Raw genomic sequence first — 24,575 nt, forward strand, 5'->3', positions numbered from 1 at the left:
TCACTGAATGTTGTAACTGCCGCTGGATTCCGCTATACCTCTTCCCACGGCATCGGTTCGTCGTGAATCATCAGACTCGACTCGCGAGTGACGGTCCGTTCCTCCTGATCGATGGCGTCGATTCTGGCGACGTCTTCGGTCGTGAGTTCCAAGTCCCGCGCGGCCCAGTTCTCCATGACGTGGTCGCCGGTGGCCTTCGGAATCACCGCGACCCGGTCTTTGCTCAGCAGCCACGCCAGCGTCACCTGTCCTGGCGTAGCGTCGTGTTCTTCGGCTATCTCGACTATTGGCTCGATTTCCGTCACCTTCCCGCCGACGAGCGGCCGATAGGCGGCCAGCCAGTAGTCGTGTTCCTGCGCGTGTTCCAGTAGGTGATCCTGCTGGAGCAGCGGATGCATCTCGACCTGGTGAGCGAACAGGGGAACATCCAGAATATCGAGCGCCTCGTCCAGCAATTCCACCGTGTAGTTGCTCAGACCGACGTGTTCGACATAGCCCTGTTCATGGAGTTCCTCGAACGCGGCCAGCGTCTCCTCGGCGTCGTAGGCCTTCAGCGGAAAGTGGACGTATAGAAGGTCGATCGTTTCGAGGCCCAGTTCGTCGAGGCTCTCCTTCGTCGTCTCTATGACGCGGTCGTACTCGAGGTTTTGCGGCAGTACCTTCGTCGCGACGCAGACGTCCTCGCGCGGGACGTCAGAGCGGTCGATCGCTTCGCCGACGTACGCTTCCGTCCCGTACTGCTGTGCGGTGTCGACGTGGCGGTAGCCGCGCTCTAGCGCCGACAGAATGCTGTCGACGCACTTCTCTCGCTGGTCGGGATACCAGGTTCCGATACCCACCTGGAAGTCGCTATCAGTTCTCACGTTACACCGTTACTATCCTCGCACAATAATTATTCGCTCTCCGGAAGGTGATCGGCGCCGTGAAAATCCCGCTTTGAATCTGCTATTGCGTGAATCAGGTTACGGGGATCGAGCGAGATCGCGAAGTACAGCGAACGTTGATGAGAAGCGGTGATACGTGTGACTCGAAGCTTGTACTTCCGATTCGTTGCTCGAACACGGTGCGATGGAAACTGGCCGAGGATTTAATACGAGCCTCTCCGATACGAATCGTGTAGGCTGGTAACGGTCGACTCGATAAGGGCAGAAGCCCCTTGTATCGAGCGAAGCCAGAGACACGAAGATGATGAAAACGTATACCACGAATTCGACGAAGAGACGAAGCATTCAGATGAACACCTCCAATAGCGCTCGAGTGGGAGGCCGTGTATGCAGATAGAATCGATCGACGTCTATCAGGTCGATCTCCCCTACTCGGGTGGTGTCTACCACCTCTCCGGCGGCCGGACGTACTCCGAGTTCGACGCGACGATCGTTCGACTCACGACCGACGACGGTCTGGAAGGGTGGGGAGAGTCGACGCCGTTTGGTCCGAACTACGTCGCCGCTCACGCGCGCGGCGTCCGGGCCGGTATCGAAGAGATGGCGGACGCGGTACTCGGCTGCGACCCTCGTCAGGTCGATCGCGTGAACGAGACGATGGACCGGTCGTTAGCGGGGCACAATCACGCGAAGACCGCGATCGACGTGGCGTGCTGGGACCTGTTCGGAAAAGCGACCGACATGCCGGTGTACGATCTCCTGGGTGGCGGCACGGATACGAGTCAGCCCCTCATCTCCTCGATCCACGCCGATGACCCGGAAGCGATGCGCCAGCGGGTTGCCGAATACCGTGACAGAGGATACAAGGGCCACTCGGTCAAGATCGGTGCATCGAGATCGGAAGGCGGTCCCGGTTTGGACGCAGCTCGCATCGAGCGAGCGTTAGCGGATGCCGAACGCGACGAGTTCTTCATCGTCGACGGCAACGGTGGACTGACGTCCGAACACGCGCTACGCGTACTCAATCTCCTGCCGTCGAATCTCGATTTCGTCCTGGAGAACCCCTGCGAAACGTGGCGTGAAAACCTCTCGCTCCGAAGGCGCAGCGACGTTCCGATGTACTTCGACGAGCTGGCGGACGGCGACGAGTCGGTACTGCGGGCGGTCGCCGACGACGCGGTCGACGGCATCGGATTGAAGATATCGACGAGCGGCGGACTGACGCGCGGGTGTCGACACCGGGACATGTGTCTCACCGCGGGCATCCCTCTCAGCGTTCAGGCGACGACGGGGTCGGAGATCGCGTTCGCCGCGCTCGCTCATCTGGGTCAGACCGTTCCACCGGAATTGCTTCGGTGCGTTCTCGACTCGAGTGAGATGGTTACCACACAGACCGCGGAGTTCGACGCTGACGTCTCCAACGGCGAGGTTACGCTGTCCGACACGCCCGGCCTGGGACTACGCGTCGACCGAGACGTTCTCGGTGATCCGGTGGCGTCGTACTCGTAGACCACCATCGGGCGTCGAATTTCGCCTCGGTGATGTGCCCATCCGACGGAGAACGCGTTCTTCCTCCATCATAATTTTAATAACTCCCGTCCGCGTTAGCCGACACGTATGGTACCAGAGACCATGGAAGCAGTATTACTCACCGGACACGGTGGGCTGGACGAGTTAGCGTATCGAGAAGACGTCCCGGTTCCGGAACCCGGAGCCGACGACGTGCTCGTCGCGGTCGAAGCGTGCGGATTGAACAACACGGACATCTGGACCCGGAAGGCGGCGTACGGCGACGACGATACCGGCTGGAAGGGAGAACTCGACTTTCCGATCATCCAGGGAGCGGACATTACGGGAGAGATCGTCGACGTCGGTTCGAACGTTTCGGAGGGCCGAATCGGCGAGCGGGTCCTCGTCGATAACGCGCTCTACGCCGACGCCCCGAACGAGTTTCAGGCGCTCGTGGACGCGGACCTCATCGGAAGCGAACGAGACGGAGGGTACGCGGAGTACGCGGCCGTCCCGGCCGAAAACGCACACCGGATAGACAGTTCCCTCTCTGCCGCCGAACTCGCGACCTTCCCGACGGCGTACGTGACGGCAGAACGGATGCTGAATCGGGCGGGCGTCGGCGCCGGCGACGACGTCCTCGTCACCGGCGCCTCGGGAGGCGTCGGAACGGGACTCGTCCAACTCGCGCGACGACGCGGCGCACGCGTGCTCGGACTAACGAGCAGCGGGAAGGCGGACTCGATTCGCGAGATCGGCGCGGACCAGATCGTCGCACGCGACGAAGAGGAGCTCTCGACGGTACTCAAGGGCTGGACCGAGGACGGACGCGTCGACGTCGTGGCCGACGTCGTCGGCGGCGAATCGTTTCAGGAGTTCCTCGAGTCGCTTCGGCCGGGCGGCAGCGTAGTGACCGCCGGTGCCGTCGCCGGCCCCGTCACCGAGATAGACCTTCGGACGGTGTATCTGAAGCAAGTCGACGTCGTCGGGTCGACAATGGGGACGCGAAGCGAGTTCCAGGACTTGGTCCGCTACATCGAGGACGGCGACGTCGAGCCGTTACTCGCCGAGACGTACCCGCTCTCCGAAATCCACGAAGCGCAACGTCACTTCACCCGGAGCGATTACGTCGGGAACATCGTCGTGGAGCCGTAAGCGCCCGCTCGTCCGCTGTGTCGGAGTGAATAGACGCGAACCGATTCGGAGCGAATTCGAACGCGAGCGCTCGTTCGCCTCGACAGAACGTGTCAATCGCTTCCACGCTCTCGTCAAAGAGTCGGTCGTGAGCGGTCATATCGAGTCAGTTTTGCTGTCTCCCGATCACCTGTTTTCGCTGGAGTGAATGCCGATTCAGAAAACCCGAGATCGAGTGCTCCGACGATCGAGCCATCGACGGCGAAGCCGCCCGATCGGGTACGCGAGAGCGTCCTTCGATCCGCCACATCCGTCCGTATTGGTCGTCTCAGAACAGCCCGAGTTCTGCCAGCGTCTCTCGAAGGCGTTCCTCACTGGACGCGTCCATTCGATGGAGCGGACTCCGCATGGGCCCGGGCCGAAATGATACGTCGGGATGAATGCTGAGAGCGGATTTGACACCGCCGAGGTAGGGGCCTTCGTCGAGCGCCGTCCAGATATCCAGCATTGTGCTCTGTAGCTCGCGGACTCGCTCGTCGTTACCGTCCGCGAACGCCTCGTACAGCTCGACCGCGATCTCCGGGGGCACGTTCGAAACCGTACTGACGAATCCTGTACAACCGATCTCTAACTCGGCGAAGAGGAGCGTATCGACTCCGGCCAAGAACTCGAGGTCGGGGTTCCGATCGATCGCCCGAAAGAGCCACCCGACGTCGCCGCTCGAGTCTTTGACGCCGACGATACCGTCGATGTCGGCTAATCGATCGAGCATCCCGATCTCGAGTTTATTCCCAATCCTAGCGGGGTAGTGGTAGATGAACACAGGAATAGAGACGGCATCGACGACCCGTTGATAGTGGTCGACGATGGCTCGGCTCTCTATGGGATAGTAGTACGGCATTCCGACGACGACCGCATCGGCACCGTTGTCTTCGGCGTCGACGGCGTACGAGACGGTGTTTCGTGTACTGGGTGTACTCACTCCCGCGATGACGGGAACGTCGCTACCCACTTCGTCGACGACTGCATCGATGACGTCCGCTCTCTCTCGGGGTTTGAGCATCGGGAACTCGCCGTTGGTACCCAGTGGAAAAACGCCGTGAACACCTCGATCGACGACGAATCGGGCATGAGCAGCCGTCGCATCGTAATTAATCGTTTCGTCGTCATTGCACGCGGTAATAATTGGCGGAAGTACACCGTCGACGAGGTACTCAGCACTGCTTTGTTGTCGTATTGAGATCGCATGAAGAGCTTCGGTTACCGCTGTAATTAATATTATGGCATCCACGGGTATCGCGTGAACCACCCGGACCAATAACTCCACCTGCCACGATCCGTGCACCCCCATCGCGTTTCGCATCGTGAAAATCTTTAAGTGGTGTCGTACGAGACTCAGTATCATGGCCAAAGAGGCAAAAAATCCGATCCAGTCGGATCTGATGCTATTGGATCTCCTCGAGGGGCTACGGGAGCTCGACGGTGCGCAGTTGACCGAACTCGCCAAACACGTCGAGACGACGAAAAGCACCGCTCACAATCACCTGAGCACGCTCCGGCAACGGGGATACGTTGTCAAGCTCGAGGACGAGTATCACCTCGGCTACCGGTTTCTGGAAATCGGCGAGGAAACGCGATACCGAACGCCGCTGTACGAGTTCGCCAGACCGGAACTCGAGAGCCTGGCGGAGGAGGTCGAGGGCCTAGTCAATCTCTGTTCCGAGGAAAACGGGGAGGCGGTGTACCTCTATCGAAAGCAGGGAGACCCCAACATTCGGTTTTCTACCAAGGCCGGTGATCGGACACATCTACACTGTGTGGGCGTCGGGAAAGCGATCCTCGCACAGCTTCCGCGCGATCGGGTGATGGAGATCGTGGAACGACACGGGCTCCCGAAACGGACCGAACAGACGATCACAGATCCAGATGAGTTATGTGCGGAACTCGAAGAGATCCGCGACGCCGGCGTCGCCTTCGACGACGAAGAGTACGGGAACGGACTCCGGTGCGTTGCGGCGCCGGTTATGGGGTCGAACGAACGTGTGCTCGGTGCGATCAGCGTCTCGAGTCCCTCTTCGCGGCTGCAAGGCGAGTATTACCGCGACGAACTTCCCGAACTAGTGAAGAAGGCCGCAAACATAATCGAACTCAACATCAAGCAGTACTGACGGGGTGTTCCCCGGAAGTCATTCAATGGGGATCAGTCATCGACGGTGACGGGACCGCCGTTTGCTATCCGTTCGATCGGAGCACGCCGCCGGACACGGTTCCGATTCGCGATAGTCCCCGTACTCGAGTGCGTGAACTACTGGGAAAGCAGTACCACTGCACACACGGCAAAACAAATGCCGAGGACGTTGACCCAGCTGAGGGTTTCTCCTAATACGAGCACTCCAACGATCGTCGTCAAGAGGAGGTACATCCCGCTAATACTGGTCGCTATCGCCGCAGATCCGTCGGCTAACGCGATATAGTACGAAATCGTTCCGAGGCCGAGAAAGGACCCTGCGGCGAGCGCTACTCCTACGCCGGGATTCGAGAACGCGACCGGGTCCCCTGAGATCACGAGGTAACCAACGGTAACTAGCAAGCCCGCAACGTACGTGTACGTGACCGCCTGTTCGGCCGGCAGGCTATTCGTCGCAACTGAGGCGAGCGTCGCCCACCCTGCGTACAGCACCATCGCCGTTACTGCAAATACGACTGTATTTGACACAGGAACTCTCACACTGTATGTTGTATGAGGATGGTGAACAAAAAGATTTGGAGATCGGGGAGAGGGGCTCGGTACGACAATCGAAGGAAATCGCATCAACTCTCGGCGGAATCGACCGTCCGAGGCGGTTCAGGACGGGGCGATGACGACCGCCCCGGCTTTCTGCCCGTTAATCTTCGTCCGGGCTCATATCGATGCTCTCGTTGGTCACACTCTCGTTCGTTTTCTCGTGTGTGACCGACCCGAACGGGAGGTAATCGGGGATATCCTGTGCGATGTCCCAGTCTTCCTCCCGGGTGAGCAGTATCGGACTCGTCTTCTCGAGTTGGACGACGAAGCCGATGAACGAGAAGAGGCCGAGAACGGCAATGGGGAAGCCTGCGATGATCGTGAACTGTTGCAGGATCTGCACGCCGCCGATGATCAGTAGCAAGGAGGTGAGTAGTCCGATGATTAGACCCCACACGAATCGGTTTCCGACGGAGGGATCCAGTGTTCCCTCTTCGGTCGTGAAGATCGCCAGACTGACCGTTGCGGAGTCGATCGTCGTCACGAGGAACGTGAACACAAGAAGCATGAACAACGGAATCAGTACTTCACCGCCCGGCAACTGTTCGAGAATCGGATACATGGAGACTGCCACTCCGTGTTCTGACAACGCGGACAACAGCGGGACCTGACCGGTGTGCTGGAGGACTAGCGCGAACCCGCCGACCGTAATAAACCACGGGAACGTCGCGGCCGTACCCGCGACCATAGTGGCGAATACGACCTGTCTGATGGTCCTGCCATGACTAATGCGTGCGACGAAAATCCCAGTCATCGGTGCGAAACTGATCCACCACGCCCAGTAGAAGATCGTCCAGGCACTGACCCACGACTGGTCGCCGACCGCGCCGACGTAGAGCGACATCCCAACGAAGTTGCTGATGTACCCGGCTATGCCCTCCGCAGCCAGATTGAAGATCGTCGCGACCGGCGAGAAGACGAAGATCGCCGCCAGCATAAACAGGAGCAGAAAGATATTGAATATCGACAGTCGTTTAATCCCTTTCTCGATCCCGACCATTGCTGACGCCGTGTACCCGACAGTCAGTCCCGTTATCAACGTGATAATGCCGATGTCACCGATGGCGATCCCGTAGTTGTACGAGAGACCCGTGATGAACTGTTGAGCGGCTAATCCGACCGTGACGGTCGCGCCGCCGGCAGCGGCAACGACGGCAATGACGTCAACGATCTTCAACCAGCTCTTGTCGAGGTTATCCGCTCCCAAGAACGGCGCGAACACCGATGACGGCTTGAGGGGGACGTCATGCTTGTGAACGTACAACGCCAGCGGTACCGCGATAATGAGATGTCCGACCCACGGCGAAATTCCCCAGTGGAACAGCGTGTATTGCATGGCGCTGATCATCGCTCCAGCGGACTGTGCTTCTGCGCCTGACATCGGTGGAACCGTCTGATAGTGATACAGCGTTTCCGCTGCACCCCAGAATACCAGTCCCGCAGCGAACGTCGCGGCGTACACCATCGCTAGGTACGCGGGATAACTGAATTCGGGTGATTCATCCGGTTTTCCGAGCTTGATTTTCCCCCAGGGGCCGAACAGTACGAAGAGGAAAAATATCGCTAGAAAGAACACCAATCCTTGGAAATACCAGCCGAAGTTCGAGGTCAGAAACCCGTTTACCGACTCGATGGTATTTGCTGCCGTCTCCGATCGGAACGCGAGGAACACCGTGAGAAGTGCTGTCAGTGCGACTCCAACGGTGAATACGGTAATATCAATTTCATCATAAAACGATGCGAATTTTTCTCGAATTAGTTGATCTTTCATGGTCTAGCACCTTGCCTGGTCGTGATCACGTGAGCTGTTATCATGGATTAATGCCCGGTCCTCGTCTCTCGGTTCGATCCGTATCGATCGCCTGCACCTTGTAGCCGCGTTGGTGCAAGATAGCAGTAGTTACAGCCGTATACAACCGTTCGTACCGGTCGTATAACTCCTGCGAGTGAATGGCTTGCACCATAGCGCTACGTTTGCATTCCACACACATAATTGTTCCCATCAAAAATAATGCGTTTTCTGGCCTGTTGGACTGTCGCCTCTTACGGTGAACCGATCACGGACTCAACTTCGACGCAGACCGAGTTCGGACGGTGTAGAATGGGTATCCGAAAGACAGTCTCTAGTTATCGGGTCACGCTTCTAGCTCTGTCATGGACAGTTCAGAAGTGACAGGATTAGCTGGTCTTTGAGATGCGTATCGGTTACTGCCGAGCAAGCGAACCGGTCTCTCGGCTCGCGGAATCGCTCTCAAAGAGAGAGAGAGAGAGGTGCGATTCGTTCCGATGTTCCGATTCTTTTCTTTATCTATTGTAGAGAATTTTGTGATGCGAAATTGCCAGCTCCAACGGTCTGTATCGCACGTTCAGACCCCAACAGTAGTGAATTCTCCATACCGATCGTATTCGTAGTCGTGGTAACGTCACCAGTAGTATACACTGGTACGGTTGTAAATGCAGAGATCGACTCGTTTTGTGATGTGAAACCTCAGACAAAATTGGAAAAACATCGCGAGAATAGGTGTGGGCGTATAATTCAGAAACTGAAACATTAATCAAACTCTTATAAGAGATGATCGTAGTGGCGTTCGTGACGGACGCGAGTCTCAGCGATATTGGCACCGGCGTCGCGAGTGGCCCCCCCTCGGCCAGCGAGCCCGCGCGTACTACGCAGCGTTGGGCACGACTGGCGACTATCGCGATTACCATCGGCAGGACATATCTGCTCGAGACTACCGGTCTCAGAATTCTGGTCCGCGAGGAGCCGTTCAGTTCGGTCGAAGTGATCGTTCTCGAGTCGCCGATCACTGCGATCGGCTTGCCCTCACGGCGACCGCGGCGAGCCGAACTTTCATTGTGATAGGTGGGCGATAGTCTGCTATGGAAAACGAGTCCGATACCAGCGACTGTGGTGACGTCCCGCCGTGGTGGGACGAGAACGTCGACATCCGCGAGGAACTGGATCTGCCGGGCTACGACGCCCCGAAGTTCGAGGACGGAACTTACGTACACACGGTCGTCGACCGCCTCGAATCGCAGTTCGACTGTCAGATACAGTTCATCGATCCGTCGCCGTCGAAAGACAGCCAGTGGGAGGTCCGCGTCGACGGCCGCCCTGTCGAGACGGTGGACCGAACTCGAGACGTCGACGCCAACACGGTGTTTGGCATCACTGCGGCCGAGTTCCAGTGCGCCGTCGTGGAGTCGGACGTGACGATCACCGACTGAGCATCCGACCGACCATCCTCGGCAGTTTTATTTAACTGCGTGTCAAAACATTGTGTATCAGCACACGTATAGACAGTCTAATCGCGAATTCGAGCCGTCACGATGCGGAGAGTATCCTCGCTGTAGGAACGCACCTCGGTACGGTTCGAACTGAACGCGGGCGGGTGACCCAAGTGTAGCCACCTAACCAGAAAGTAATACGAGCGAATCCAGATCAAGTGACCAAAATAGTAGATGTTCGAAATCTTTCGTGACTACAGCGGCAAGCAACTGAACGTCCATGCGTTGGGTCTCGTGGTGTCCCTGTCGGGAGTCCTCGTCGTCGCACCCATGCTCCCGGAGATAATCGACTACTTCGCGATCACGTCGGCCGAGGCCGGCATCTCGATTTCGTTCATGTGGGCGTGTAACGCGTTCGCTCAGTACCCCGGCGGTCGGTACGCTGATCGACTGTCGGCCGGTATCATCCTATTTGTCAGCCAGAGCGTGATGATTGCGGGGTTTCTCCTGCTCGCGACCGCGATGACGTTCCCCGTGTTCGTCGTCGGCCTCGGACTCATCGGGTTCGGGTACGGCATGTTTGAGACGGCGGGATTCGTCCTCCTCGGAACCCACTTCGACGAGAGGCGAGGGCGAGCGTTCGGCGTTCGAGATGCCGCGGTCAACCTCGGGAGTGCGCTGTCGGCGCTGCTGGCGGTCGCCGTCGTCGGGACGACACAGTGGCGGAACGCGTTCCTTCCCGTCCTCATCTTACTTGGGTTCATCACCGTCGGGAGTCATCGGTTGAACAGCCACACCTACACTGTCTCGCGGACCCGTCTCGATCTGCGGACAGTCGGGCGTCGGCTGTTCCAGTCTCGCCAGACCTACGCCGTGTTGCTCGTCATGTCCGTCTCGATGTTTCTCTGGCAGGGGAGTGCGAGTTTCCTCCCGACCTATCTACAGACGGCGAAGTCGTTGACGTCGTTCGAAGCTACCGTTGGGTTCTCGCTCATATTCGTCATCGGAACGGTGGTTACGCCACTGGCCGGGATAGTGAGCGAGTACTGGACTCCCATCAAGACCAGTATCGCTGCGACGGGATTCGGTATCGTCGGGTTGACACTGCTGGTGGTAACGGAGTCGCTTCCGGGCCTCGCCGCCGCACTGTTCGCGTATGCCGTCGGCCTGACGGCGATCTGGCCGGTCATGTACATCTATTTAGCTGACATGCTCTCCGACGAGACGCTAGGGGGTGACCTCGGTGCGCTGCGGACGGTGTACTTCGCCGTCGGGAGCCTCGGGCCCGCGTACATCGGGACGATGGCGACGCGATTCGGGTATTCAGCGGCGTTCACCAGCCTGTTCGTCTGCTTCGGTCTCACTACCGCCGCGCTCCTCTGGCTCGCACGGGTGAGATAACGGCGGCGCTCGCGCGGTGACTAACGAGCAACGACATGCGAGTGCGATAGGCACGTCCGGGTGAGACAATCGACCGATCAGAGAGTTGAATCCGGAACGCCGCCGCAGAATGCGGACGCGAATCCTGAGCAAGGTAGAAAACAGCTCCGACAGTGGCCGTCAGCTCGCTCGTCTGCGTACTGCGGTCGCGCCCGAGGCTGGGAAGCGTGTCGAACGAGAGGACCGGAACCGCACCGATGAGACCTGCGAGTTGTCGAACGACCGGCTACCAGTGACGACCCAGTCGTTGAGACAGCCGACACCAACAACGGCGCCGACGGCCGCCGCATCAATGCCGGTAACGATACCGTTCTAGAGTCGAGCCTCGTACCGAGAAGTGCTATGGGGATCGAAAACGTCTCGACATCGTCGAACTCGACGGAGAGACGACGGGTCTCGAGGTCTGCGCGGCGAAGACGGCCTCTGGAAACCGCTGACGACGGCTTCGGCGTCTGGCCTCCGCGTCTTCGCCGGTTTCGCTGCGGTACTCAGAACGTGCCGTGTTCCTCGTAGGCCTCCGTCGCCTCGACGCCCTCGCGCAGCGCGTCTCGGACCGCGTCCTCAGACTCGGCCATCTCGTGGGCGTCTTCGGCCACGTCTTCGGCGATGTCTTCGGGAACGACGACGATGCCGTCGTCGTCGCCAACCACGATGTCACCGGGCGTGACGCGGACACCGCCGACCACGGCATCGGTGTTCCAGTCGATCAGCTCCCAGCGGAAGATACAGTCGACCGGGGACGTGTATCGGTTGAACACCGGGAACCCACGCTCGCGGATGACGCTCGTGTCGCGAACGCCACCGTCGATGACCGCACCGGCGACGCCGTTCGGTTGGAGCGACGTCACCTCGAGTTCGCCGAGGTGGGCCGACGTCGTGTCGTTCGTGTCGTAGATCATCACGCCGCCTTCGGGGACGTCCTCGTGCATCTCGAGGAAGCGACCGAGCACCTCGTCGGAGTCGACGCTCCGGTTCGGACGGCCGACGATGGGGAACGCTCGACCGACGATGCTCATCCCCTGTTCGAGCGGGGTAATTTCGGGATCGAGCCCCTGTTCTTCGTAGCCGTAGTCGTGCAGGACGTCTGCGATTGCGGGCGTGTACAGGTCTTCGTACGCAGCTAGCAGGTCGGAATCAGTCGTGTTGTCGTTGGTCATAGTATGGATGTCGTGTTGATGGGATGTTGTGCGGACGATGCGCGATCAGACGGTGACGATGACGAAGTCCTCCTCCTCGCGGACCGGGATCGACCGAAGTCGACAGCCCTTGTCGACGAGACACTCGCCGGACGTGACGTCGAACTCCCAGCCGTGCCACGGACAACTTAGGATCTCGCCTTCGCGGGACCACTCAAGTTCCGTTTCGAGGGACTCGCGATCGAACGTCCCCTCAACGGTCCCACTGAGAACCCCTTCACAGAGGGGGCCCCCCTGATGTGCACACCAGTTCGGGTAGGCGTGTAACTCGCCGTCGACGTTGAAGACGCCGATCTCTTTGCCATTCAGCAGGGCGATGATCCGATCGCCGTCGTCTAACTCGTCCGCACGAGCGACGACGTGTTCGTTATCCTTGAGGGCCAGATCTGCGGTTTCAGTGCTCATGCTTCCACGTCGATATCGAAGACCTCGGCTGCGTTGCCGTACAGCACGTCGTTGCGCTCGTCCTCCGAGAAGTCGCCCAGGTACTTCAGCAGTGCCTCGGTATTGTCAATGTCGTAGTGCGGGTGGTCCGTCGCAAACATGAGGACGTCCGGCCCCCACATCTCGATGAGTTGCTTCATCATCCCGGGATCGTTCGGTTCGTCGAGGGGTTGAGTGGCGAAGTAGAACTGGTCACGGACGTACTCCTCGGGCGTCTTCTCCAGTAGCGGGACTTCGCTCCGGCGCTGTTTGTAATCGCGGTTGAGGCGGAAGATGAGCGAGAGCCACGCCACGCCGGCCTCCTGGAACACGAAGTCGATATCGGGGAACTTCGCTGGCGTCCCGTTCTCGATCAGGCTGGTGAGGTTCAGCATCTGCGAGTAGACGTGAGCCAGCGAGTGGTTCGCCATGTAGGTCTGCAGTTCGTGTTGGAGGATCGGGAAATCCAGTGCCAGCCCCGGAGCCGCCGCACCGTGGTAGACCACCGGTAGGTCGTTGTCTTCGGCCGCTCGATAGATGGGATCGTACTTCGGGTCACCGAGCGGTGTCTTGACGCCAGACGAATTGAAGAACACGCCACAGATCTGGTCCTCTTGTGCTACACGGTCAACTTCTTCGGCTGACGCTTGTGGGTCGTGGGGGACGACGGACGCTAATCCACGGAAGTTCTCCTGTCCATCGAGGAACCGTTCGATGAGAACGTTGTTCGCGGCTCGGTTGAGCGCTACCGCCTTGTCGGTCTGCCGAACCATATTGAGCTCCGGCAGCATGTTCACGATTGGATAATCAACATGGAACTCCCGCGAGAGGACATCGTCGATGTCCTCTTGTGGGTCCGTAACCTGCATCAGTTCGGTCGGCAGTTTCCCGCTGATATCGCGGTTGTAGTTGTCCGTCGGGTAGAGACCGTCGTACGACGACCGATCAGGCTGCAGGTAGTACTCGACCTCTCTTCGGTAGGGGTCCTCGAGGTGGTCCAGCATATCGCGCTGGATCTCTTCGTTGCGGAAGGACGTGTGAACGTCCATGTCGATAACTGGTACCTCCTTGAGCGTGTCGGCGAGGGGATTATCTCGCGCCTGCTCGCTACGTTCGGCTAGACTGTCCGTGTTGCTGGCCATACAGTGTGGCTGTTGTTCACGATCGTTATAAGTATTTCCCTTATCGAGGCTCCGAAGAGAGAACATCTCATTGGTACCGTGCTTTATCACATGAAATCCTCGTGGGGTGGCGTGTAGTATGTCGACTACGCTAGCGTAGCCGGATCGGTTGCAGAGTAATGAAGGTCGTGACCTGCTCCCGCATTGATCAAGAATTGGGCTGTTGGTCCGCTCTGTATACGGTAGAGACATACGCCGCGTCCGTTCTCGTAGGTCACCCAATTCGCCAACTCCTCATTTTGTGAATTATATGCTTCGTGAGGCCACTCTCCCCGACATTTCGTGTATTCGCCCGTCTCAGAGAACCTCTACTGCGTCCAATTTTCAAAAAATTTTATTTTACGTTAGTCGGGCCCTTTGACTATGGTTCGGGATCACCTGCTCTGTGCTTGATTTTTGTATGGCGAAACTGCCGGTGAACCCCCTTTGTCAGTGTCTGACTCGTACCCGCCCAAGACGGTGGTGAAGCTGTTTCTGGGTGACGTCTCTACGCTGATAGGGTGGGTTAGTGGACTACCCATTCATCACATTGTTTCGCATTGCAAAACGGTATTGGATTAAACGGTCTATATTGACTACGGACATTACTGATAGTAGTGTTTCCCCTGCTGGTTCCCATCGCTGGTAGCTGACGGCTTACACTTCCTCCAGACACTACGGCGGTAGCTTGTAGGGCAGCGCCACCGCCGTACCGACGCGTAGTGTAGTAATTACTGATAGGAGTGATCTCGACTATCGTCTTTCGGGCGACTTAGCCCGAGAGTTCGGGCTCAGAGCTCAATTACAGACGTATGGTTGTAACACTTCTGTTTTAATTACCACCTATATAAGTGATTAAATGCCCCGAAACCGTCTAGTTATCGCAGTTTGAGAAGCGAGCAGGTCGTAGAGCTAGTTTGGCTATGCCGCTCGTAGACCGGCTCAACGAGTGCTACGCGGCGAAATTTGATGAATCTTGGGAGCGAGTGCGAGGCGCTGTTCAGATAAGGCTGAGAAGTGAGGCGTGGCGTTTTCAAAGTGATTCATGTCCGAAAACGCACGCCTCAGACCTAGTATCGGCCAGTTCGACTTGGATTTTGTGGAGCGAGAAGCAACACCGCGACTGTTGATGAAGCTCAGTATTCAGCTCCATCTTGCTGGACTCGCGCTTTCGAATACTGTTCGAGTTCTCGAGATATTCGGTGTTGAACGGGCTCGATCGACGGTTCATAATTGGTTCACAAGGCAGATCTCCAGCCCGATTCCTGTCGAAGTCCGGATCATATTGCGGTTGACGAGACGGTGATCCGACTTGACGATGACCAGTATTGGCTGTACGCCGCTGTCGATCCAGAGTCAAACGAATTAGTCTATACAAAGTTTGAGCCGACTAGAACCAAGGTAATAGCCAGTGCGTTCTTCACGGAATTACGCGAGAAACACGACATTGATGTCGCGGTGTTTCTCGTCGATGGCGATAAATCGCTGAACTACGCCTGTCAGCGACATGGCCTCAATCTCAGATACGAACGACATGGGAATCGGAACAGTGTCGAACGTGTCTTCCGTGAGATAAAACGTCGAACCTCATCCTTCTCAGACTGCTTTAGTAATGCTTACGCAGAAACTGCTGATCAGTGGCTCAGATTGTTCGCCTTCGCATGGAATCAGCTAATCTGAACACTACCAGCTAACCAAACATAGTCTTCTTTATCACTCGTCCATAAGCACAAATAGTGTCATATATCCCAAATGTTGGACACGTTCGTTATTTCAATTGCACTCAAAAATCGTCTTCGAGAGGGAGTTAGTCTATATAATGCGTTTGCAGAACTAAAACATCTATTTAACTTTCCAGATGACCAATATCCAGAGTGGCATCCTGCTCCGTATTCGTTTCGCGGAATGGTCAAACTCTTCTATTATCGAGAAATCACTGGAGAAAGCTATCGGTCACTGACACGCCAACAAGAACTTGCTGACTTGTTCAATCTAGAACGAATACCTAGTGAATCTGTCCTCTCACGGGCCTGGCGGAATCGCCTTGATGAGGCGGGCCGCACCTTCATCACCAATGGGGCTCACGATCTGGTCTGGTTAATTCATGATGCGGAGTTCTCTGTTCCTGAAGTACGTCCATTACAGGAGATTGAGCCATCCCTCAACGAACCGGGCGACAAGGAATCTGAGAGTGAACCCACCTTTACCGACATTCAGATCACCCGGACGACTCAGCTCGCACGGATCATGCATTTAACGCATTTGACTCTGATAGAGCTGAGAACGCAACCTACAGCGATAACCGCTTTTTTGAACTTCAAACATTCATTGGAATGTCTGGGTGTGGGACGCCATAGGGAGCAAATCGATTTCAACTTCGCCGGGGCAAAGAATACGGTCCCCACGGTGATACCCATCTTCGGACAGTCAAGCAATTCGATCCCAAGAATCTACTAGATGAATTTCAACAAGCAACAGGACGGCTCCTCTCAGTAATTCAGTCAGAAGTTTCATTCCGCCGTCCAGTTACCGTCGCGATCGATATTACGACTATTCCATACTACGGCGATGTCTCGGAGATGGGAATGGTCAGCGGGTCAAAAGATGGCGAAGGAAAGGTGTTCAAGTTTGCGACGCTCTCGATTGTTGGTCAAAATATTCCAATCATACTTGCCGTCGAACCAGTTCGTGAGAGTTCAGAATGGGATGATAATCCACCTAACCAGACTCATCGGGTTGTCCGCAAGCTTGTACGCCAAGCCCAGGAACACCTCCCGATCGAAACAGTGCTTTGTGATGCTGAGTTCGACTCAAAGAACGTGTATCAGACGTTATCGAATCTAGGTGTAAACTATCTCATCCCAAAGCGAACGTTCGGTACAGAACGAGAAGCTATCGATACAATGGAAGCTGATGGGCAAGATGTTGCTGTTGAGTCTGTCTCTGTTCACGTCACCCATGGATCACACGCAATGCGGTTTCTCTACGTACCCTCAACAAAAGGAAGTGGGACAGCAGTGTTTGCAACGAACGTACCGGTCGGTCCTGCGGAGGCTGAAGCGTTCTGTCAACGATATAGTTCACGTTGGCAGATTGAGAACGAGTATAAGAGTATCAAGAACGACTTCTTAGCAAAGACTTCCTCAAAAGACTACCGTGTGCGCCTGTTCTACTTCGTATTCGCAGCACTTCTCCACAATATCTGGCGACTCACTGATTTCCTATTGAAGGCCCAGGTTGACCCGGAAATTGACTATGCACCTGTCCTGACAGCAGGAGAGTGTGTTGAGTTGGTTTCTTCTGCACTGATTCCTCCTGACTAACGTAAGGAGGGGCCTCGGTTTGCTTTTCCGTGAGTGGAAACACTCTCAGACGACGAGTATTTGGAGCGGTTTCCGCACAGTTCTGACCCTCTACTCAGCGATCCATTCTGACCATGAACTATATCGGTAGATACGTCCCGAATCTGTTCGAATATCTCCCCGAAATAGCCCATCCTCCGAAACTGTGGGGTCGCCGCCGAGAAAAATCCATATAGCCGTATTTGCTTTATGAGATGTGGTTTTGTATGCTCGAGCACCGGAGACTGCCGAAATCAACCGCGAGGGACGATTTCACATTCACTTGATTAAATACCAGTTTAACCAAGGGACTTTACTAAGGTCGATACTGTACCCCACATACGAATGTCTATACCCAGCAAGAGAGGCCGTAACTCCGAGGGTACGACCGTCCAAGAGGCGGTCACGAACTACCTGAAGTACAAGATCAAAGCCGACGGGTCAGAGACGACCATGCGCTCGCCGCTCGTGTCGTTCGCGGAGCACTGCCGAGACAAACGTGGCGTTGAGTGCGTCGACGAGCTGACCGACCAAGATATCCGCGACTACAGCGAGTGGCTGTACGACCAGTCCAAGATCGAGGACGAACTTGCGGAGTCCACCGCGAATACGTACTTCGCCTACGTGCGCGCCTTTCTCTCGTGGTGTGTTCGTGAACAGCACCTCGAGACGAATCCAGCGAACACGAACACGGCGATGGACCCACTCCCCCAAGACGACGGGAAACGGAAAACGCAGTACTGGTCTGAGGACGACCGAAAGCAACTCGCGGCCTATGCGACCAAACGCGTCGATATGGCGCTCGAGGGGACTATCCGCACCGACGCGAAAACAGCGATACGCGACCGGGCGATCGTGGTGATGCTCGGCGGCACCGGCGCTCGTGGGGCCGAACTGTTTGCCGATCCGAAAGACGAGAAACGGCCCGGTCTCCGCTGGTCGGACGTCGATTTCGAAAAGCGACTGATCGAAGTGTACGGAAAGTCCCGTAAGTACGAAGACGCGCCGTTTCCCGAAAGCGTTCACAGCGTCCTCGAGCGCTGGTACGAGTACCTCGAGCCGCCGACCGACGAGTGGCCCGTATTCCCGACTGGCCACTACGGATCAAAAAGGGGCGCGTTGGCCGAAGAACTCGGCGAGGAACGGGTGTTTTCGGCACTCGAGGGTAGGGGTGAGGCCGGGAAGACTGCGGTCCTCGAGCGGCTACACCGCGAACACGAGGTGCCACCGCCGTCGATCTCGAAAGAGGGCGTCCGCTGACTGTTGAAACGGCTCACGAAAGAGGCGAACATCAATCCCGACGGCGACTACGATTACCTCACACTACACGGCGCACGACGGGCGCTTGGACGCGACCTGTACGCCAACGGCATGTCTGAAAAAGCCCAAGAGGCACTACGTCACAAATCGATCGAAACCACGCACGAGTCGTACACGGACCTCCAAATGAAAGATGTCTCTGACAGTATCGACGAGGTTCGGGAGTAGCCACCTGTCCCCGATACCTTCAACTATGAAATTCACGTACCAATGAATATAGAAACGGCTGACTCGTGCGCGGTCTGTGGCCGCGAGACTGAGTATCACCAACAGCGGATCAACGGTTCGTCACTCACCCGCTGCCGGCGACACTCACCGAAACGCGGTCGCATAGTCGCGCTGGCGGACCGTCTGACCCCGTGGGCGTTCGCCGTCGGTATCCAGGCAACGGTGGCCGCCGCGTTCGCGCACCTGTTCACCGGATTCTCGCTCCATTGGACCGGGAACGATTTCCCACTGAAGTACGAATTCGTCGAAGAAATGTGGTGGTACGTGGCGATACAGACACTCGGAAACTGGGCGTTCACCGCAATCTCGGCGGTGATCGTCGTTTCGAGCGTCCTGCTTGTCGTGATGATCGTGTACGAAAAGCTCCGGCCAGCGGAGTAGTCGCTATTCGCCCCGAGCCCGTTCAAGAACAGCCCCGGCCGTCTCCTCACCCACTCCGTACACATCTTCCAACCGCGCCCTACTCGACGCCCGCAACCCGTCTAACGACTCGTACTTGCGGGCGATCGCCTTCCCCGTCGCCGGCCCGACTGTCGTCCAGAAGAATACCATACTGAACGTCTGCTTTTTCCCCGTGCGAGGCGTACTATACTCTATGTCACAACAGAGGCAAGGGGCGAAAGTAATCCGTAACCGAGCGAGGGCTGCGGAAATCGAACAGTTGCACCATCAACTGGCAGAGGTGAAGGCTGACCAGCGCCAAATGCTAAATACACTTCGCGGAGTGCTCCATGCATCGGAGATGGAACTTGGTAGCTTGTGCCCTCACTGTGGTGGCTCATACATGCTTATCAAAAACGGGTTGATGACCTGTCCAGCATGTCCGAATCGAGTCTCAGTCTAATTTCAGTTTCAAATCAGCTCCAACACTGCCCCAGCCGTCTCGTACTCACCGGCGATCGTCTTCGAGACCGCTTATAGGAGGCGAGCCACGAACTCGCAGATGGCGTCGCCTGCCTGAATTCGACAGGGTAACGACTATTTAAGTATGACTCACACTATCACACTGCATCGCACCGGCACACAACTCCATTAAACGTACCAGCACTGAACCAGAACGACCCCACTCGGGCTGTTCGCACCCGTAGGGAGACTGGCGCGTCTTGCCGACCGCGTCTGTCCCTTTGTGTACGACCCTGAAAAAGTAGTCACCGTGTCTGTGGCGGCCGCCGGATACGCGACCCGCTCGCGGATGGCCGCAGCCGCTCGTTCGCTGCTACCCGAGATACTTTCTCACCGTGCCAGATTGATCTCGCGAAAGGCGTGCAGTGGCTCGTACTCGCGGCTGATCGCCTTCGAGGTTGCCGGCCCGACGCCGTTCGCGTCTTCTACCACGAGCAGGGAATCGGAGATTCGCGGTCTCTGAAACGGCGAGTGAACCCACTCAGATTTTCCTCATACGCCTGCAATGGATGGCCCAATAGTTATCCGTGGTACTATCACACGTTTATACGATCTGCCCTACTGGTACTCGCGTCCCAACCGAGAACAGAAGGGGGCAGATTGCACAGCGAACCGATACGGCACACGTACCTCGTACCGAATGCCTGCACTGAACCACTGAGAATCCAGGCCCTTGGGACCGCAACATCCCCGGCTGTGGCAAGTACAAGCGCGAATTTCTCCCGCGCTTGTACGCCCGGCCGCGGCCGTGAAAAGCACGTCATGAGTCTATAACGGCCGCGGCGACGGGGTTCTGTATGGAGGCAAGGCGGCCGTGGGCGTAGTAGGCGAGTGTTCCCACGGCGACGACGGCGTAGAAGGCGGTTTCGAGGGATTTGTGTCTGCTACTGAGTGCAGTTGTTACGGCCGTTGAAACAGGCGTGATACTCCGTCCGAAGTTCGACCTCGCTTATATGACTCGCGTCTCTCTCAATGGCTATGGCAATGGCAACACAGAAAGCAGCCGGCATCTGCAAAAACTGCGGAAAGGTGGTCGCGGTATTCCATTCAGAAGATGGGGCTGTCGTGCCGATCGGGTCACGGGGTGGGTGTACCTGTGGAAGTTCGGAGTTTCGGCTGTTGTAAGTCACGCTCTATCGCCGACAGAGGCTACTCAGCCGCCCGATACCGATCGATCCGCATCTTATTCTCGGCGTAGGACCGACTCGAGTCATAAATCGGATCATCGGGTAACGCAGCCTCGCCGTCGGGGACCGTTTCGACGGGAACTCGGTCGCGGCGAGAACCTCTCGAACCATCGACTCCCACTCGCCGATCGCCGACTCGTCATCCATCATCCCGCGCAGGCGCTCGAAGGCGTCCGTGACCTCCGCATAGGCGTCGTTGAACTCCTCGAGCCACTGGTCTACGTCTTCGAGATCGTCGTCGACGCCGGCCTCTTGTAGCGCTCTGGCGACGCGGTCGGCGACATCGTCTTCCCACTGGTCCCCGCGCCGGTCGTTCTTCGACGGGAGGTCGGGGTCGGTGTAGCGCTCGAGCGCGTCGCGAACGATTCGGCGGAACTCATCGGGGTGTTGCTCGAGGGCGTTCAACTCGGTCGCGCCCGCGCCGTGCTGTTGTTCCCACTCGGTCACCCGGCGATTGTACGCGACGCCACCGGTTCCGGTGGCCTCGCTTTCCTCGATCGGCTTTCGCGGAAGGTCCAGTGCCTCGATTTGGGCTTTCGTCACGGCCAGCCGCTCGATCGTCACCCGTTGCTCGAGGTCGCCGCGTTGCTTGAGCCACGCGAGTTTGCCCGCAATGTTCGCCGGCATATCGTAGCCTTTCGGGTCGAAGTCGGCCAGATACAGGATTACCGCCGGCTTCCCCGCGGCTTCGATCCGTTGGGCCAGTTCGTTCGCGACGGTCAGGGAGAGGTCACCCTCGCCTTCCACGACGACGTTACAGCCACAGTCGGCGGCCAACCCGCCCTCGTTGCGGATGTAATCGGGGAGCGTCTTTTCGGACCACAGTTCGATGTGATAGGGCGACTGGCGGGCCTCGTCGAACGACAGTTGCTCGCGTGCGCTCGCGGCCACGCAGTCGGCGGCCCACTCCGAGTAGTCTACTCGCTCGCGGTCGAACACGAAGTCGGCGCGAGCCTCTGGATGGGGAATCTGTGGCGTCGAAACCCCGGGGAGCGGCGACATGATCGGGATCGGGCGCGAGTGTGTGCTCGCCGTACTCAGTGACGGTCCTGGTATCGGCGCGCTTGTCGATAATGCCGTCGAGCGGAATGTAGCCGAGAATCCGAGCGAGGACGGCACATTCCTCGAGATAGCCGTAACAGTGCTGTGTGTTGTCGTAGACCTCCCACGAACAGTTTGTCGGTGGTTCCACGTCCGCGTTGCTCATGTAGACGGTGTAGTGCACGTCGCGGACGTGGATGCGGTCACTCTCGCGCTGTTCGACGGCCTCTCGCCAGAGACGACCGAACCACTCGGCTTTCGCGTGGTCGGCGCTGGTGCCCTTGTACTTCGGGTCGCGACGCCGACTCTGGATGAGCAGGTCGTCTACGTCGACGCCGTACTCGTCGGCGAGTGCATCGATTTGTTCGCGCGGAGAACTGTGCTCGCAATCGTGGTCGTCAGGTGGCATTGATGCTTTCCTCGAGAATGGCGGTCAGTTTCGGGTTGTTCTGGGTGCGTATTTCCGCCCACTTCCAACACCCCGCCCCGCTGGACGCCGGTAGCGTCCGTCGGACACCAACCCTGTTTGAATACAGCAGGACTCTAGTGTGTATGGCGTACCTGTCGCGAGCGCGCGGGACACATAGACAGCGACATCCGAGACGGTCAGGAAGCGGCCGCTGGAGTGTCGCCGATACTATCACGCCATGTTGTCCATGGTGTGTGCGAAACGAAACAGGGCCGGACATAGCGGAGTAGCAGCGATAGTAGTTCGATTTCTCTTTTCAGAATAGCCTGTAAAAATCGCGGTAAGTACAGGAATTCACGTATCATTCGGTCTGTTCGACTGTAACTAAATACGATTACACAGAAATATTTTGTAAACAGAGATGGTTGACGCCTGTATGAATCGTCGGCGGTACGTACAGATACTTGGTGTTGGTGGAGCGCTCTCGCTCGCAGGCTGCATTGGTGGTAGCTCAGCACCGGATAAGACCGGAGTATCCGGAGAAACATTGACGCTCGCGACGGCGACGACAACCCGCGATAGCGGACTTCTTGACGAGTTACTCCCAGGCTTTCAACAGTTGGTCGGAGCGAGAGTAGAAACAATCGTACGTGGAACAGGAGCGACTCTTCGAACTGCCCGAGATGGTAATTGCGATCTTGTTCTCGTCCACGCTCGCCCACTGGAAGATGCTTTTCTTCGAGAGGGACACGGCATTAATCGGCGGTCGGTCATGGTCAATGACTTTCTAATAGTTGGTCCATCAGACGACCCTGCCAGTGTAGCTAGAAAGGAACCAATCGAGGCATTCAAGGCCATCGCCGATGCCGAGGCAACGTTCTTGTCAAGGGGGGATCGCTCGGGAACCCATCTCCGCGAACACCAGTTGTGGAACGAGGCGGGGATTGAGCCGACGGGATCGTGGTATAGTGAGTCTGGTCAAGGGATGGGAACCACGCTCACCATGGCTGCAGAGAGTGAGGCGTATACTTTGACTGATCGCGGGACATTTCTCAACGTTGCCGATGATACACTGGTGGCCCATGTCGCCCACGGCATTGAGAATCCACCACCACTGCTCCGGAACGAATACGCCGTCATCCCGGTTAACCCTGCCTACCATAATGTAGCATATCCGCTGGCCATGGCCTTCGTTGGTTACGTCACTGGACCGGGCCAAACCCGTATCAACGAGTTCCGAATTGGAGATGAGCAAGCGTTTCGGCCACTGGGTCCATCCCGGGAGCCAACCTTCCGGCAATACGTCCCGAGTGATTGGCAGAGGACGGATAAGTCCTAACACCTCGTCATCCTTGGTAGAACAATTTTCTTCATCGATATCACTTTTCGGCCGGACAGTAGAAACTGATAATTCCCGGTTGTGGACCTCTTTGACGACGAAGTGAGCAATCCTCCGAACGAACTCTCGGACATCGTTGTCGAAGCGATTGCGCCATATTCGAGACAGCACGGTTTCATCAGGGATGTGATCCAGCCCGAACGGTTCGGCAAGTTCTTGATATCGAGCCAGAATTCGATAGCTCTCTCCGTAATCTCCCGGTAGATGAGGAGTCGAACCATCCCGAGAAACGAGTCCGGAACGGGGAGCCACTCTGGATAGTTATCATCGTGATATTCGGTTCGAATCGTACTCTTAGCGATGCTCAATGGCAGCGAGTTGCCTATTTGAAGCTGTTGAATAATTTTGATGCCCGTGTGGGTCTCAGTCATTCGGGAGGCACAGTCCGAGAGCGGGTCCAGTGAGTCCGTCATCTATTCTTGGATGTACCGTCAGGAAGCACAACATATACAATCCATTTTTCAGTAAGAAAAGTCAAATTGATGTCGATATACACCAATCCCGAATCCCCGAGTGCACCGAGCTCCGTCGAGCCGCCCGAAACGCGTCGGCTGCGAGCGACCTCGCACAACCAATCGAGCGGTCGCGGAGCGGCGACGGCCGATCGATGTCAGTTCCGCCCCTCGAATACCGGACAGTACGCCGATTCCAACGGTGGGGAAGACGGCTGACGGCGCTGCCATGATACGAACGCTCCTCGCTCGGCTCGCTGACAGCTGTCATGACGTTCGTGTCGCTGATCACATACGGGTTCGTCGTCCTCACGCCCGGCGATCCGGCCCACACGATCCTGCGAGAGCAGCGACAGACCCCGCCGTCGGAGCTCGAAGTCGAGGTCTTCCGCGCCGAGCACGGACTCGACGAACCGTTCCTCACCCGGTACCTCTCGTGGCTCGGCGACGTTCTCCACGGCGACCTTGGGACGTCGTACTGCCGGTCCAAACCCGTCACGTCGCTGTTGCTCGAGTAACGGAGACACAATCGAACT

At 57.2% G+C, this 24,575-nt stretch carries 17 protein-coding genes and 3 pseudogenes; 11 read left to right on the forward strand and 9 right to left on the reverse strand.

The window, feature by feature from the left end; translation table 11 throughout:
* Nucleotides 1-32: 32 nt before the first annotated feature.
* Complete coding sequence (locus AC0QDI_RS21870) at nt 33-863, reverse strand: aldo/keto reductase (protein ID WP_474671825.1); 831 nt, start codon at nt 861-863, stop codon at nt 33-35.
* Nucleotides 864-1,271: 408 nt separating this feature from the next.
* Here AC0QDI_RS21870 and AC0QDI_RS21875 point away from each other — a divergent pair, with 408 nt between their 5' ends.
* Together AC0QDI_RS21875 and AC0QDI_RS21880 are read left to right on the forward strand one after the other, a co-directional pair.
* The gene (locus AC0QDI_RS21875; protein WP_474671827.1) at nt 1,272-2,393 is read left to right on the forward strand and encodes a mandelate racemase/muconate lactonizing enzyme family protein; all 1,122 of its coding nucleotides are present in this window, start codon (nt 1,272-1,274) and stop codon (nt 2,391-2,393) included.
* Between the two features lie 108 nt (nt 2,394-2,501).
* Nucleotides 2,502-3,548, forward strand: coding sequence for a zinc-binding dehydrogenase (locus AC0QDI_RS21880; RefSeq protein WP_474671829.1), 1,047 nt, complete (start codon nt 2,502-2,504; stop codon nt 3,546-3,548).
* A 307-nt stretch (nt 3,549-3,855) separates the two neighbouring features.
* On the opposite strand, the gene AC0QDI_RS21885 is transcribed toward AC0QDI_RS21880, so the two are convergent.
* Nucleotides 3,856-4,818 (reverse strand): dihydrodipicolinate synthase family protein, encoded by a 963-nt coding sequence (locus AC0QDI_RS21885; RefSeq protein WP_474671831.1) that lies wholly within the window; start codon nt 4,816-4,818, stop codon nt 3,856-3,858.
* A 112-nt stretch (nt 4,819-4,930) separates the two neighbouring features.
* Here AC0QDI_RS21885 and AC0QDI_RS21890 point away from each other — a divergent pair, with 112 nt between their 5' ends.
* The gene (locus tag AC0QDI_RS21890; RefSeq protein WP_474671833.1) at nt 4,931-5,695 is read left to right on the forward strand and encodes an IclR family transcriptional regulator; all 765 of its coding nucleotides are present in this window, start codon (nt 4,931-4,933) and stop codon (nt 5,693-5,695) included.
* Nucleotides 5,696-5,832: 137 nt separating this feature from the next.
* Here AC0QDI_RS21890 and AC0QDI_RS21895 read toward each other — a convergent pair whose 3' ends face one another.
* Both AC0QDI_RS21895 and AC0QDI_RS21900 read right to left on the reverse strand, forming a co-directional pair.
* Nucleotides 5,833-6,255: an EamA family transporter gene (locus AC0QDI_RS21895; protein WP_474671834.1), complete on the reverse strand. Its 423-nt coding sequence runs from the start codon at nt 6,253-6,255 to the stop codon at nt 5,833-5,835.
* A gap of 157 nt (nt 6,256-6,412) precedes the next feature.
* Complete coding sequence (locus tag AC0QDI_RS21900) at nt 6,413-8,083, reverse strand: BCCT family transporter (protein WP_474671836.1); 1,671 nt, start codon at nt 8,081-8,083, stop codon at nt 6,413-6,415.
* A 1,109-nt stretch (nt 8,084-9,192) separates the two neighbouring features.
* On the opposite strand from AC0QDI_RS21900, the gene AC0QDI_RS21905 reads away from it, so the two are divergent.
* Nucleotides 9,193-9,540 carry a hypothetical protein gene (locus tag AC0QDI_RS21905; protein ID WP_474671838.1) on the forward strand — a complete coding sequence of 116 codons (348 nt, stop codon included), beginning with the start codon at nt 9,193-9,195 and terminating at the stop codon, nt 9,538-9,540.
* Between the two features lie 234 nt (nt 9,541-9,774).
* Complete coding sequence (locus AC0QDI_RS21910; RefSeq protein ID WP_474671840.1) at nt 9,775-10,941, forward strand: MFS transporter; 1,167 nt, start codon at nt 9,775-9,777, stop codon at nt 10,939-10,941.
* 527 nt (nt 10,942-11,468) lie between these two features.
* Here AC0QDI_RS21910 and AC0QDI_RS21915 read toward each other — a convergent pair.
* The 3 genes from AC0QDI_RS21915 to AC0QDI_RS21925 are packed head-to-tail and all read right to left on the reverse strand — an operon-like array spanning nt 11,469 to nt 13,741.
* Nucleotides 11,469-12,137, reverse strand: coding sequence for an RraA family protein (locus AC0QDI_RS21915; protein ID WP_474671842.1), 669 nt, complete (start codon nt 12,135-12,137; stop codon nt 11,469-11,471).
* A 45-nt stretch (nt 12,138-12,182) separates the two neighbouring features.
* Complete coding sequence (locus tag AC0QDI_RS21920; protein WP_474671844.1) at nt 12,183-12,581, reverse strand: Rieske (2Fe-2S) protein; 399 nt, start codon at nt 12,579-12,581, stop codon at nt 12,183-12,185.
* The gene (locus AC0QDI_RS21925) at nt 12,578-13,741 is read right to left on the reverse strand and encodes an amidohydrolase family protein (protein ID WP_474671846.1); all 1,164 of its coding nucleotides are present in this window, start codon (nt 13,739-13,741) and stop codon (nt 12,578-12,580) included. The genes AC0QDI_RS21920 and AC0QDI_RS21925 overlap by 4 nt, the downstream gene beginning before the upstream one ends.
* 1,063 nt (nt 13,742-14,804) lie before the next feature.
* Between AC0QDI_RS21925 and AC0QDI_RS21930 the strand changes: the two are divergent.
* From AC0QDI_RS21930 to AC0QDI_RS21940, 3 pseudogenes are all read left to right on the forward strand, one after another.
* Nucleotides 14,805-15,439: pseudogene (locus AC0QDI_RS21930) on the forward strand (IS6 family transposase).
* A 63-nt stretch (nt 15,440-15,502) separates the two neighbouring features.
* Nucleotides 15,503-17,082 (forward strand): annotated as a pseudogene (locus AC0QDI_RS21935) (transposase).
* Nucleotides 17,083-17,445: 363 nt separating this feature from the next.
* Nucleotides 17,446-18,588 (forward strand): annotated as a pseudogene (locus AC0QDI_RS21940) (tyrosine-type recombinase/integrase).
* Between the two features lie 444 nt (nt 18,589-19,032).
* On the opposite strand, the gene AC0QDI_RS21945 reads toward AC0QDI_RS21940, so the two are convergent.
* The gene (locus AC0QDI_RS21945; protein ID WP_474671848.1) at nt 19,033-19,200 is read right to left on the reverse strand and encodes a helix-hairpin-helix domain-containing protein; all 168 of its coding nucleotides are present in this window, start codon (nt 19,198-19,200) and stop codon (nt 19,033-19,035) included.
* A gap of 1,484 nt (nt 19,201-20,684) precedes the next feature.
* On the reverse strand, nt 20,685-21,740 hold the full coding sequence (locus tag AC0QDI_RS21950; protein WP_474671850.1) for a hypothetical protein: 1,056 nt from the start codon (nt 21,738-21,740) through the stop codon (nt 20,685-20,687).
* Between AC0QDI_RS21950 and AC0QDI_RS21955 the strand changes: the two genes are divergently transcribed.
* The 3 genes from AC0QDI_RS21955 to AC0QDI_RS21965 all read left to right on the forward strand — a co-directional run bounded on the left by AC0QDI_RS21955 (nt 21,739) and on the right by AC0QDI_RS21965 (nt 24,557).
* Nucleotides 21,739-22,191: a hypothetical protein gene (locus tag AC0QDI_RS21955; protein WP_474671852.1), complete on the forward strand. Its 453-nt coding sequence runs from the start codon at nt 21,739-21,741 to the stop codon at nt 22,189-22,191. The two genes, AC0QDI_RS21950 and AC0QDI_RS21955, sit on opposite strands and share 2 nt — an antisense overlap.
* A gap of 433 nt (nt 22,192-22,624) precedes the next feature.
* Nucleotides 22,625-23,527, forward strand: a complete 903-nt coding sequence (locus AC0QDI_RS21960) for an ABC transporter substrate-binding protein (protein ID WP_474671854.1) — start codon at nt 22,625-22,627, stop codon at nt 23,525-23,527.
* A gap of 781 nt (nt 23,528-24,308) precedes the next feature.
* Nucleotides 24,309-24,557, forward strand: coding sequence for a hypothetical protein (locus AC0QDI_RS21965; RefSeq protein WP_474671856.1), 249 nt, complete (start codon nt 24,309-24,311; stop codon nt 24,555-24,557).
* Nucleotides 24,558-24,575: the final 18 nt, after the last annotated feature.

It is taken from the genome of Natrinema sp. LJW11 (genome assembly GCF_056135975.1).